The 12,561-nt window shown below is 60.1% G+C and carries 10 protein-coding genes and 1 pseudogene; 6 read left to right on the top strand and 5 right to left on the bottom strand.

Annotation, left to right across the window (positions count from 1 at the left end; all coding sequences use genetic code 11):
- Positions 1–171: 171 nt before the first annotated feature.
- Positions 172–987, bottom strand: a complete 816-nt coding sequence (locus BM300_RS00555; protein ID WP_092461623.1) for a helix-turn-helix transcriptional regulator — start codon at positions 985–987, stop codon at positions 172–174.
- Positions 988–1,080: 93 nt separating this feature from the next.
- Between BM300_RS00555 and BM300_RS00550 the strand changes: the two genes are divergently transcribed.
- On the top strand, positions 1,081–2,037 hold the full coding sequence (locus tag BM300_RS00550; RefSeq protein WP_092141850.1) for a threonine dehydratase: 957 nt from the start codon (positions 1,081–1,083) through the stop codon (positions 2,035–2,037).
- Between the two features lie 148 nt (positions 2,038–2,185).
- On the opposite strand, the gene gstA is transcribed toward BM300_RS00550, so the two are convergent.
- Complete coding sequence (gene gstA, locus BM300_RS00545) at positions 2,186–2,785, bottom strand: glutathione transferase GstA (RefSeq protein WP_092461621.1); 600 nt, start codon at positions 2,783–2,785, stop codon at positions 2,186–2,188.
- 112 nt (positions 2,786–2,897) lie between these two features.
- On the opposite strand from gstA, the gene BM300_RS00540 reads away from it, so the two are divergent.
- From BM300_RS00540 to BM300_RS31550, 3 genes and pseudogenes are all read left to right on the top strand, one after another.
- Complete coding sequence (locus BM300_RS00540; RefSeq protein WP_092461619.1) at positions 2,898–3,803, top strand: transcriptional regulator GcvA; 906 nt, start codon at positions 2,898–2,900, stop codon at positions 3,801–3,803.
- An 84-nt stretch (positions 3,804–3,887) separates the two neighbouring features.
- Positions 3,888–4,655 (top strand): annotated as a pseudogene (locus tag BM300_RS31555) (PAS domain-containing protein); the annotation flags it as partial.
- Positions 4,629–5,243 (top strand): methyl-accepting chemotaxis protein, encoded by a 615-nt coding sequence (locus BM300_RS31550; RefSeq protein ID WP_371914646.1) that lies wholly within the window; start codon positions 4,629–4,631, stop codon positions 5,241–5,243. The pseudogene BM300_RS31555 and the gene BM300_RS31550, both read left to right, overlap by 27 nt.
- On the opposite strand, the gene BM300_RS00530 is transcribed toward BM300_RS31550, so the two are convergent.
- The 3 genes from BM300_RS00530 to BM300_RS00520 all read right to left on the bottom strand — a co-directional run bounded on the left by BM300_RS00530 (position 5,224) and on the right by BM300_RS00520 (position 8,565).
- A complete protein-coding gene (locus tag BM300_RS00530; protein WP_218190036.1) occupies positions 5,224–6,918 on the bottom strand; it encodes an ATP-binding response regulator in 1,695 nt (564 codons plus the stop codon). The genes BM300_RS31550 and BM300_RS00530 overlap by 20 nt on opposite strands.
- Positions 6,919–7,109: 191 nt before the next feature.
- The gene (locus BM300_RS00525; RefSeq protein ID WP_092141838.1) at positions 7,110–7,607 is read right to left on the bottom strand and encodes a hypothetical protein; all 498 of its coding nucleotides are present in this window, start codon (positions 7,605–7,607) and stop codon (positions 7,110–7,112) included.
- Between the two features lie 319 nt (positions 7,608–7,926).
- Positions 7,927–8,565, bottom strand: a complete 639-nt coding sequence (locus BM300_RS00520) for a response regulator (protein WP_092461617.1) — start codon at positions 8,563–8,565, stop codon at positions 7,927–7,929.
- A 103-nt stretch (positions 8,566–8,668) separates the two neighbouring features.
- Here BM300_RS00520 and BM300_RS00515 point away from each other — a divergent pair, with 103 nt between their 5' ends.
- Together BM300_RS00515 and BM300_RS00510 are read left to right on the top strand one after the other, a co-directional pair.
- Positions 8,669–10,276: an ATP-binding response regulator gene (locus tag BM300_RS00515; protein ID WP_092142714.1), complete on the top strand. Its 1,608-nt coding sequence runs from the start codon at positions 8,669–8,671 to the stop codon at positions 10,274–10,276.
- 199 nt (positions 10,277–10,475) lie between these two features.
- Entirely contained in the window at positions 10,476–12,530 is a 2,055-nt protein-coding gene (locus BM300_RS00510) for a 2Fe-2S iron-sulfur cluster-binding protein (RefSeq protein WP_092461615.1), read from the top strand.
- Positions 12,531–12,561: the final 31 nt, after the last annotated feature.

Raw genomic sequence — 12,561 nt, 5'->3', positions numbered from 1 at the left:
GGCCAATAGACGCTCTCGCCCGAAGGGCTGTCAGGTGTGGTTGACGATGTGGTTGGAGACAGATTTGAATCTAGACGGCCCGGGTGTTTTTGCAAGGCCATCTGATGGCGATTTGATTTGGGGCGCCACTCGTGTTTCAGGTGACCCGAATTAGCGGCTTGCCCGGCCCGTTCAGGGCCTCGAATAGCCGCGCAACTGCGCTGGGCTGACGCCAAGGCGTTGCTTGAACAGCGTGGTCATGTGCGCCTGGGAGTTGAAACCGCAAGTGTGGGCGATATCGGTCAGTCGGGCGGTTGAGTCGCGCATCAGCGCCCGTGCCTTGGCCAGGCGCCGGTCGATCAGGTAGCTGTGCGGGCTTTTGCCGGTGGCATTCTTGAATGCCCGCATGAAATACCCTTCGGACAAGCCAAGCAGCCCGGCCATTTCCTTGCCCCCCAGCGGACCGTCGAGACCGGCATCGATGAACTCATCGAGCAGGCGCATTCGCCCGCCGGTGATGGACCCTTGTACGGGGGCCGAAAACGTCTTGGGGTCCTTCAGCCGTTCAGCCAATCCGAGCGTCCAGGCCTCCCAGTCATCCTCTGCGCAGGCACGCAGCAGTGCGCTGCGCATTCTCAGGGCGAGGGTGATGGCCTGCGGGTCCATACGGTTGTTGAACGCATGTTCCCCCGGCAACGCCATACCGTCGGTGCGCACGACCCGCAGGTATTCTCCGCCCCTGGGAGATTCGGAGAACACGTCGCATTCGGCGGGGACAAATGCCAGGCCGTTGGGGATCGCCTCGAAGGGCTGCACGCGGTCGCTGCCGATGGCGTGCAGGCCACGCTGGCTGTCGAAGGCAAAGCCGATCGCCGACTGGGTGGCGACATAGCGGGTGGCGTAGGCGCAGCCGGGCAGCAATTCGATCGCCCACGGCCCTGCTTCGATACGACGGACCGGTTCGGACTGGGGCGGCTGTTGGCGGTTTCGAGGGTTCATGAACAGCATAGTAGTGAAGAGAGGAGCAGAAAGTCAGGTCAGTTTTCTGAAAGCCCGCCGATGGAGCCCTGATTAGACTGGGCAAAAACCCGGAGGCCCATCATGCACACACTGACTCGCGACGATATCGAACAAGCTGCCCGCCACTTATACGAAGTCATGCCCGCCACCGCCCAGTACGCCTGGCCCTTGTTGGCTGAACGGCTGGGTTGCACGGTGTGGGTCAAGCACGAGAATCACACCCCGACGGGGGCCTTCAAGGTACGCGGCGGCCTGACCTTCGTGCGCTGGCTCAAGCGCGAGCACCCAGAGGCAAAAGGCATCGTCACGGCGACTCGCGGCAACCACGGCCAGAGCCTGGCGCTGGCGGCCAGCGCATTGGGTTTGAAAGCGTTGATCGTCGTGCCGCAAGGTAACTCGGTGGAGAAGAACAACGCCATGCGCGGTTTTGGCGGCGAGGTGATCGAGTATGGCCGCGATTTCGATGAGGCCCGTGAGGAGGCCGTGCGCCTGGCCCAATCGCATGGCCTCTACCTGGTGCCGCCGTTCCATCCCGAGTTGGTCAAGGGCGTGGCGACCTATGGGCTTGAGCTGTTCAACGCGGTGCCGGACCTGGACACCGTCTATGTGCCGATAGGCTGCGGCTCGGGGATCTGCGCGGTCATCGCCGCCCGCGATGCCTTGGGCCTGAAGACCCAGGTGGTGGGCGTGGTGTCCACCGAGGCCCTCGCGGCGAAGTTGTCGTTTGAAGCGGGCAGGCTATGCGAGACCGCGTCGGCAAATACCTTTGCCGACGGCCTGGCCGTGCGCAGGCCCGTTCCCGAGGCCTTTGCCATCTATGGGGCCGGGGCGGCGAGAATCGTAGCGGTCAGCGATGCTGAAATTGCCGGGGCCATGCGGGCGTATTACACCGACACCCACAACCTCGCCGAAGGTGCCGGCGCGGCCGCCTTGGCAGCGCTGATGCAGGAGCGTGAAACGATGCGGGGGAAAAGGGTGGCGGTGATTCTCTCCGGTGGGAATATCGACCGGCCGGTGTATGCGAATCTGATTGGCTGAGGTTGGGCTTGCCGCCGTCATCGCGAGCAAGCTCCCGCAGGAGGGCCGAGGTGTATCTCAAATCTCACAATCACCTCGGACAACTGTGGGAGCTTGCTCGCGATAGCGGCAGGTCAGGTTGCATCGAGCTTGAATGTGCCGCCAATGACTACGCCGCTTCCGCGGCCATGGCTGCCCGGACGCTGGGGCGTGTTGCGATTCGCGCCATGAACGCCGCCAGTGCCGGCCAATCCCTGATCTGGATATTGAACAACGGCAGCCAGTTCAGGACGGTAAACAAATAGCTGTCGGCCAGGCCAAAGGTGCCCATCAGGTAGTCCTGTCGCTCAAGGGCCTGGCTGAGGTAATCCAGGCGCTTGAAAAGTTTTGCCCTGAAGATGGCCTTGGTCGACTCTGCAATATCAGCGTTGAACAGCGGCGCACATCCGCTGTGAAGCTCGGAGGTAATGAAGTTCAACCATTCCTGCAAGCGAACCCGCTCCCAAGTGCCATTGGCCGGCGCCAGCGTGTTTGCGGGGACCAGGTCGGCCAGGTACTGGACGATGGCGGGCCCCTCGGTCAGGACATCACCGTTATCCAGCACCAAGGCTGCCACGTAGCCCTTGGGGTTGATGCTCAGGAAATCGAGCCCATCGGCAGTTCGCTTGGTTTTGTTGTCGACCCGAATCAATTCAAATGGCAGGCCCAATTCCCGCAGCACGATGTGCGGGGACAATGAGCAGGTCATGGGGGCGAAGTACAGTTTCATGGTTTCCTCAAGGACGGGGGGCGTGCTGTCAGAATCCGCGAGGGCCGGAACATTTTCAAACGACATCTTCAGTGCTAGCGTATGACAAAATCTCATGAGCAAGCCAAACCCAATGGCCATCAGAATCCCTTCCCTCAATGGCCTTAAAGCATTCGAGTCAGCCGCTCGGCATATGAGCTTTACCAAGGCTGCGCAAGAGCTGAACGTCACGCAGACAGCCATCAGCCATCAAATTCGCCGGCTCGAAGAGGAGCTGGGCGTGCGCCTGTTCTTGCGGCTCAAGGATGGCCTGGCCCTGACAGACGAAGGACATGCCTATTTCCCAGGCGTTCGCGCGGCGTTCCATGAGTTGCGCTATTGCACGCAGACGTTGCTGCAGAGCCGCAGCAACAGCGTCTTGACGATCAGTACCCTGGTTTCATTTGCTTCCAAATGGTTGTTGCCGCGACTGGCGTCATTCCAGCAGGCGTTTCCCAACATTGACGTGCGCGTTACGGCATCTACCGAACGAGTGAATTTCCGTGAGGGCGGCGTCGATGCGGCCATTCGTTACGGTTCCGGGGACTGGAAGGGGTTGCGGGCGGACTGGCTGATGGCCGATGAGATCTTTCCGGTGTGCAGCCCCAGGCTGCTGCAAGGTCCGAAAGTCCTGGAGAATCCACGCGATCTGGCCCGGCACACCTTGTTGCAGGTCAGTGGGGTGACCCGCGACGACTGGAGTGCCTGGTTGAGCGCCGCTGGCCAGCCGAAAAAACTGGCCGAAGGCAGCCGGCTGACATTCGACCTTGCCATGATGGCCGTTCAGGCTGCGGTTGACGGTCTGGGGGTCTGCATTGGGCGTTCGACCTATGTCGAGGATGACCTGAAGGCCGGGCGATTGGTTGCACCCTTTGATCTGCGATTGAAATCTGACCTTGGCTTTTATTTCGTGAGCCCGCATGAAACAGCCGAAACCCCCAAAGTGCAGGCCTTTAGAACCTGGCTGATGGATTCGTTGGGTTTTGGCGCCGAAACATGATTACCGCGTACCGTTCAGCCTTCAGTCAGCGAGCCGATATGAATAGAAGGTCCGGTTACTTTCAGGGTTCACCGAGGGTACGTCATGTTTAATACAACACTAAAAAACGAACTGACGGCTAGGACGGCCGAATTGGCAACATACAAAGGATTGGTAGGCTCCCTGGAGCGGTCGATGGCTGTTATCGAGTTCAGCCCCGACGGCAAGGTCCTTCGGGCGAACGAAAATTTTCTTGGCACGATGGGCTACCGTGCTGATCAATTGGCCGGCCTGTCCCATCGGGATTTTTGCACCCCGGCGCTGGTGGGCAGCGCCGAGTACCGTGAATTCTGGAACCAGTTGCGCGCCGGTCAGTTTGTTTCCGGCACGTTTCAGCGCCGTAGTGCGCAAGGGCAGAACGTGTGGCTGGAAGCCAGCTATAACCCGATAGTGGACGAGCAGGGCCGCGTCGTGAAGGTGGTCAAGTACGCACTCGATGTCACCGCCAAGGTTGCCAGCGAGGCAGAAACACGTGGCCGGCTGGCGGCACTCGACCGGGCCATGGCCGTGATCGAGTTCGACCTGGGCGGCCACATCCTGACCGCCAACGACAACTTCATGAATGTCATGAATTACACGTTGGCAGAGCTCAAGGGCAAGCATCACCGGATGTTCTGCGAACCGAGCCTGGTTGGCAGTTCGGAGTACAGTGATTTCTGGCGCCGTCTCAACGCCGGCGAGTTTTTCAGCGGCCAATTCAAGCGCCTCGGCAAAAACGGCAAAGTCGTCTGGCTGGAAGCCAGCTACAACCCGGTCTATGACGCCGAAGGCAAGTTGTGCAAGATCGTGAAGTTCGCCAGTGACATCAGCGAGCGGGTGGAGAAATTCGAAGAGGATTCGCGTGGCGCTTCCCGTGCGTACCATATCTCCGCCGAGACCGAGCGAGTGGCCGAACAGGGTGCCCAGGTGATCCACCAGACTGCCAAGGAGATGCGCGAGATTGCCGATAACATTGGCTCTTCCGCGCGTCTGGTTGGGCAGTTGGGCGCGCGTTCGGAAGAGATCACTGCCATCGTCAACACCATTCGCGGCATTGCCGACCAGACCAACCTGCTGGCCCTCAACGCGGCCATCGAGGCGGCACGGGCCGGGGACCAGGGGAGGGGGTTCGCGGTCGTGGCCGACGAGGTCCGGCAACTGGCCGGGCGCACCAGTCGCTCCACCTCTGAAATTGCCGAAATGATCGGCATGATCCTCTCCGAAACCCGCGATGCCGTCGCCAGCATGAACGTGACCCATGAAGGCGCATTGCGCGGCGTAACCCTGGCAGATCAGGCCGGTTCGGTCATCGTGCAAATCAGGAACGGGACCACGGACGCACTTGAGGCCGTGAGCATGTTTGCGTCCAAGCTCGACGAGTCCGAGGTGATACCCAAGACGGCTATCGGCTGGGTGGGTTGAGGTGAGCTGAGGCCTCGCCCTTGCGATTCATGCGCTTGACCAATTCAAGCAATACCGCTCGCAGTTCCGGCGGTCGCACGGGCTTGGCCAGCACCGAGATACTCAGGCTTTGCAGCGATTGGCGTATCCGCTCGATCTCATGCCCGGTGATGACCAGCGCCGGAATTTGCCAGCCGCGCTGCTCGCGTAGCGCGGCAATGCATTCGGCGCCCGAGACTTTTGTGCCCAGGTCGAAGTCGGCGATGACGATGTCGCAATCGCTGGTCAACCCTTCGCCGTCGCTGTGGGCCTCGACCTCGCAGCCCCATTTTTCCAGCAGCGCAGAGGTCGCCATCAGTACGTTGGCGTCGTCTTCAACCAAGCACACCCGTAACCCGTCCAGGCGATTCTGGACGGGCACTACCTTGGGCGCCATGACACGTGGTGCTGCCGGCTCCAGGCCGCTGATCGCCACCCGGGTGCCTTGTCCGACCTTGGAGCGGATGTGTATATCGACGTCGAGCATCTGGCTGATGCGCTTGACGATGGACAGGCCGAGGCCAAGGCCCTCGACATCCTTGTCGCGCATATGGCGCACGCGGTAGAACTCCTTGAACACTTCGGGCAAATGTTCGGCGGCGATGCCGCGCCCCTTGTCGTAGATCACCACGGCCAGGCGCTTGCCCTGGCGCCGCACGCCGATCAGCACGGGTTGGCCGGGTGCATATTTGAGCGCGTTGGACAGCAGGTTCTGGACCATCGTAGTCAGCAAGCCGGGATTGACGCTGACCCAGTAAGGACAATCGCGCAGACGCAGCTCGACGCCGGCCCAGCGGGCCGCTTCGGTGTTCTGCTTGACGACGTCCTGCAGCAATTGGCCCAGGTGTACGGTGTCGGCTTTCGGCATCAGTTGGCCGTGATCGAGGGTGTAGATATCGAGGATCGAGCGGAATAGCTGCGACACGGTGTGCAGTGAACGGTCGATGTTGTCCACCAGTCGCAACTCTTCCTGGCCCAACCGGGCATCGCGCAGGCAGGCCGTGAACAGGCCGATGGAGTGGATTGGCTGGCGCAGGTCATGACTGGCCTGGGCCAGGAATCGCGATTTCTCCTGATTGGCCAAAATGGCTTCTTCGGAGGCAATGCGTGTGCGCTTGAGCAAAATGTGCGCGTAGGCGGGCACCACAATGGTGGTGACGATCAGCATCAGGAACATGTAGGGCTGCGTATGCCAGAACGGGGTCAGCCAGAAAACCAATACCAGGCTCGACAATGCGATAACGGTCGCCAACGCCAGGTAGCGCGAGCCGAAGCGCATGCCATTGCCCAGCGTGACCCAGAGTAATGCAGCGTACACCGGGAGCGTGCCCTCTCCACCGACGATCATGGCAAATGCGATGCCGGCATAGTCATGCAGCATTGTGAAAAGGCGCCGCCAGAAGAAGTGTCCGGGCCAGCGCTTGATGATCATGCGCAGGAACACCGAGACGACGATGAAGGTACAGATGTAGATAATGATGGGTACGTAGCTCGCGGCGTCTTCTGGATAGAGGCCGGCCAGGATGACGATATACAGCAGCGCGCAGGCGCTGACGGTCAGGCGTAATGTGGCCTGGTCGAGTTCACTGTTCTTTTCCACCGGTTTTCGAACCTCATGGGCTTCTGGTGCCTTGAGATAGCGTAGCGGCTGGCCCATCAATGCGACTCAGAATAGTTGCCCGGGCCGGGATACTTCAGGAGGGGACTACCACGCAGGGCGTCGGGAGAGCACGTGAACGAAGTCGTTCGTTATCTGCAAGGCTTGCGTCTTGAGCGCAGGTACTTGGAAGAAATGAGGTGAGGGTTGGGGACAGGCTTGATGCTGTCCCCAAAGGCAATGCCATTGCGTCAGTAGACCCTGTAGTACTTCACGACGTCATCGACGAAATAGATGGTCAATACCGAACCCTGGGTCTGGCTTTGGCCCGCTTTCGTGCCGGTCACGCTGCTGAGGTCGTTGGCCACGGTTTGTGCCTTGGACAGTTGTGCCGAGGTGTCGTACATCTTCAGGCGCGTCTCGGGCGACACGTACTTGTGGGCCAGCTTCATGTACTTATCCAGGCCCTCATCACTCTTTTCATAGGTCCAGTTCGACTCGTTGCTGGTACTGGTCGAATTGAGCTCTTCATTCGTCGGCGCGCCGAACATTTGAGTGATCTGTCCTTTTGTCGTCTTGCCCGGAATGATCGTTTGCTTGAGGTAAGAGACGTCGTATTTTTGGGCACCCTGATTCAAGGCGCCCATCAAGTTACCCAAGTCGCCGGTGTTTGCACAACCGTTCAATACGCCCGCCAGCATGCACAGCGTCATTCCATTTCTAAGTGTTTTTCCATATTTGAAGGACATGATGACTTACCTTGAGTTGATGTCAGGACCATTCCATTTCAACCGTGCAACGGTGAAGTTGACCCAGCATTGCGCCGCCTATCGATTTATTAAATCCATAGGCTTCGCATGTCATGACGTTTCAATAGGTACAGTGATACTGCACGGCGCATGGCATGTTGGCTTTCTTTATATTTGGCTGTTCGAACAGCCTTTTTATGGAGCGTCCACAGCTTAGGGGGAGCGTACTGGGCGAAGCTATAGTACAAGTGTGCTATGGCCCCGGAGATGGGCCGGCACGGAGGGTGATGCTCAATTAATATTCGCCGCCGTTATACATTCAATTGTCTTGTTTTCCCGGCCATCCACCATTGCTTGGGAAGTTGGAAAACTGCGCCGCAGCCGCCGCGCGCGTAGGCACACCCAGGGATTTGAGCAGGCTTGAGACATGGATGCGCACCGTGAACGGGGAGATACCCAGGTCCCGGGCTATCTCCTTGTTGGTCTTGCCGGCGGCGATCAAGCCAAGCACTTGCCGTTGGCGCGCGGTCAGTTGGGAAAGTGCATCGTCCAGGATCGCGTTTTCGGCTTGATACTTCACCACCACTTCGCCTTCGCGTATTGCCATGATGGCGTCGGCAATTGCGGCGGGGTCGATATTCTTGCCGATGAATCCGTCGGCACCCAGCGCTATCACCTGGGAAATAACATCGACATCATCCACCATTGAAACCACAATGATCGAGGTGCGTTTGAACTCACCGCGCAACTGGCCGATGACTTGCAACGATTTGATCCCGGGAAAGCGCAAGTCGAGTATCAGGGAGTCCACTTCCGCTCCGGAGCGTGCCAGCGCCAATACTTCGTCCAGATTTCCAGCCTGTTCTATGGATGCTGTCGGTATGAGTCGTTCAATGGTTCTCAGCATACCCTCGCGAAACAAAGGGTGGTCATCTGCCACAATTACTCTGCACGTCATGCTTCAGATCCTTCTGATCTTCCAGTTCACGAATCGTAACCTAAACTGCCCCCTTGGGTTTCAAGTTTGAAACAACCTTTCATGTTGGAATAATCCAGTGACCATGACGGAAAAGAATAGCGAGCTTGATCAGGCTACCTTGAGATTGACGGTCGGGGCCTGTGCAGCGCTCTACATCATTGTGGTGGCCTTTCTGGCCAGCGACTTCGAAACCTATGTACCGATCCTGTGGTACATGACCTTTTTCTTCGGCACCGCTATCCCTCTGCGCATGGCGGTCAAGCGCTGGCCCGGGCACTTCTTCCTGCGTCGTCTTTTTGCCATGACACTGGATTATGCCAGTCTTGCCTTTGCCTTGATCGTGGGTGGGGAGGGTACGCTACCGGTGTACGCTGCATTGCTCTGGGTCACGTTGGGCAATGGCATGCGCTTCGGCTCGCGCTACCTGGCGCTGGCAACCGTTATCGCGTTGTCGACCCTGGTGGTGATTTTCCTGCTCACGCCGTTCTGGCGTGGTCAACCCTATCTGTTCCTGACGCTGATCGTCACCACCATCGTGGTGCCCGCCTACGCGCATATCCTGCTGACCCGAACCCGCATCGCTTCGGAAGAGGCGATTGCCGCGAACCAGGAGAAGTCCCGCTTCCTGGCCCAGGCCAGCCATGACTTGCGCCAACCGATTCACTCGATCGGCTTGTTCACCGCCTGCCTGCGCGATGCCCGGTTGGGCCAGGAAGAGTTGCGACTGGTGGACAACATCGACCGTTCGTTGCACATCGTCTCGCAACTGTTTCGCTCGATCCTCGATATCTACACCCTCGATAACGGGCAGCTTGAACCGCAGGCCGAACCCGTACACCTGGGCACACTGCTTCAAGATGTGGTCAAGCAGAACACCGAAGCGGCCCGCTGGGCCGGCGTCGAGTTGCGCCTGCGGCCTTGCCGGCATTGGGTCAATGTCAACGCCGGCCTGTTGGCGACCATGGTGCAGAACCTGGTCTCCAACACACTCAAATATGCCTCCGGCCAACCGGTGTTGATCGGCGTGCGTCCGAAAGGCAGTGGCCTGGCCATCGTCATCTATGACAAGGGCCGGGGCATTGCCGCCGAACACCTGCCCGAGGTGTTCAAGGAGTTCTATCGGGTGCGTCACGTTCGTGACAAGGACGTCGAGGGGCTGGGCCTGGGGTTGTCCATCGTCAAGCGAATCAGCCACCTGATCAATCTGGACATTCAACTGGACTCCCGGCTCGGCAGGGGCACTCGCGCCATGATCCAGGGGCTGGAAACGGTCGCGCCAAGGGCGATGGTGGACAGGCCGGTGTCCACGCACAGCCGTTTGCAAGGCTTGCGGGTGTGCCTGGTAGAGGATGACGCCAACGTGCTGATGGCGACATCCGCGCTATTGGAGAGGTGGGGGTGCGAAGTGGAAACCCACAGCGACGGAGTGGGCGTGACCAGTGACTGCGACATCATCATTGCCGACTTCGACCTGGGCACGAAGGTCTCTGGTTCCGAATGCATCGCCGCGATTCGCGAACAACGGGGCTGGGAAGTCCCCGCCATGATCATGACCGGCCATGAAATCGAGAGAATCCGCCATGCGCTGCACCACATGAACATTTCGATCCTGGCCAAGCCCGTGCGACCGCCAGAGTTGCGGGCGACCTTGCTCGAGCTGACCAAGAACTTTTCCAGCATCAGGACGTGATCGCCGTCCGGGCCATTGCTCGTTCTTCCACCATTCCATTTTATGAAACGGTGGATTGCAGTTTGTGCGTATTCCTGCGCCGTCGCTTTGGGCAGAAGATGACTCCAGCCACTTGCACAGCCGTGCAAACGAAGGCGGAGAATCCCCAACCGTAGCGCACTGGCGCAGGCGTTCATGCTGCGAGCGCGAGGAGTAGCTGATGGACGTAGCCTTGCAAGCAAAAACCTCGCCCTGGCACGAAGGAGAGCTGGCCTTGCAGCGCTCCGTCGGGGCAGTCGACATGATGGCCAGTGTCGGTCAACGGCAACTGGCGCGTACCTGGATGCCGGACCAGCATCGGGAGTTCTACGCCCAACTGCCTTTCGTGGTGCTGGGGGCGGTGGATCGGCAAGGCGACGTCTGGGCGACCCTGCGCTCGGGACAACCGGGCTTCATGAGCTCACCCGATCCGCAGACCCTGCACATCCAACTCGAACCTGAGCCGAACGACCCGGCCCAGGAGGGCTTGGGCGAGGGCGATGCCATCGGGATGCTGGGGATCGAGTTGCACACCCGCAGACGCAACCGCATGAACGGTGTCGTACGTCGCCAGCTCGACCCGGGGCTCGAGATTTCAGTGAGCCAGGCGTATGGCAACTGCCCTCGCTACATCAACTTGCGCCAGTACCACTTCGTCGATGCGCAGGCCGTTGCGCCGCGTCAACTGACCGTGTCCGACCCGCTGGTGCGGCGCCTGGTGACGGCGGCCGATTCGTTCTATATCGCCACCTACGTGGTACGCGATGGCGAGCGGCAGGTCGATGCTTCCCACCGTGGTGGCAAGCCAGGGTTTGTGCGCATGGATGAAGATGGATCGCTGACCATCCCGGACTTTTCCGGCAACCTGTTTTTCAACACGCTGGGCAACATCCTGCTCAATCCACGGGCAGGGCTGGTGTTCGTCGATTTTCGGACGGGCGATCTGCTGCAAATGAGCGGCTCGGCGCAAGTCCTGCTGGACGACCCCGAGACCAGCGCGTTCCAGGGCGCCGAGCGGCTGCTGCGCTTTATCCCGCAACGCATCGTGTATCGCCCAGCAGCCATTGCGCTGCGCTGGAAGGACCAGGACGAAGGCGACTCGCCCAATTCAATGATGACAGGCAGTTGGGAGCAGGCCGCCGAGCGCTTGCAGGCCGAGGCGCTGCGTAGCCGCTGGCGGGCGTTGCGTGTTGCGCGGGTGGTGGATGAAAGCCACAACATTCGCTCGTTCTACTTGCAGGCGAGCGATGGCTTGGGTTTGCCCCGGTTTGAAGCCGGGCAACATTTGCCGGTGAGGATCTTGTTGGAGGGACAGAGCGCTCCATCGATCCGGACCTACAGCGTATCCAGTGCGCCGTCGGATGATTTCCTGCGTATCAGCGTCAAGCGCGATGGCTCGGTGTCGTCCCACCTGCATGATCAGGTGCAGGCGCTGCACGAGATTGAGGCGCGGGCGCCTCAGGGCCATTTCACCGTCCAGGCCACCGAGCGGCGTCCGTTGGTCTTGCTGGCAGCGGGGGTAGGCATCACGCCGCTGTTGTCGATGTTGCGCGAGGTGGTGTACCAGGGCCTACGCATCAGCCGCATGCGCCCGGTCTGGCTGGTGCAAAGCGCTCGTTCGGTGGCCGATCTGGCTTTCCGTGACGAGATCGACGAACTGGCCGCCCGTGCCGGCGACAAGCTACAGGTTCTGCGCCTGGTCAGCCAGCCACCCACTGATGGAGGGAGCGCTGAGGGCTATGACCTGGCCGGCAGGATCGATGTGGAACTGCTCAAGAAGCTACTGCCGCTCAACGACTACGACTTCTATTTGTGCGGGCCGGGCAGCTTTACCCAGGCGTTGTACGACGGGCTGCGCAAACTGCGCATCCCTGACGATCGCATCCACGCGGAAACCTTCGGGCCCTCGACGCTCGTGCGAGATCTCGAAGTGAGCATGCCGGCGCCAGAGCAAGTGCCGGCCGCCAATGAAGCGGTGAAGGTCTTGTTCGCCAGTTCCGGCAAGGAGGCACGTTGGGAGCCGGGCAGTGGGACGCTGCTGGAGCTGGCCGAAGCGCGCGGCCTTAACCCGGAATTCAGTTGCCGCGGCGGTTCCTGCGGCACCTGCAAAACCCGCTTGAGCCGCGGCCAGGTGCATTACCTGAGCCAGCCGGCCGAACCGGTCGGCGAAGGTGAAGTGCTGATCTGTTGCGCCGTACCGGCCCAGGGGAGCGAGCCGTTGGTGCTGGAGGTCTAGTGGCCTGTGTGGCTGATTCGTGTACGCGAAT

It is taken from the genome of Pseudomonas sp. NFACC46-3, assembly GCF_900114515.1.
GTDB lineage: Bacteria > Pseudomonadota > Gammaproteobacteria > Pseudomonadales > Pseudomonadaceae > Aquipseudomonas > Aquipseudomonas fluorescens_Q.
The sequence above is the reverse complement of the archived record's forward strand: the minus strand, read 5'-3'. Positions and strand labels throughout refer to the sequence as shown.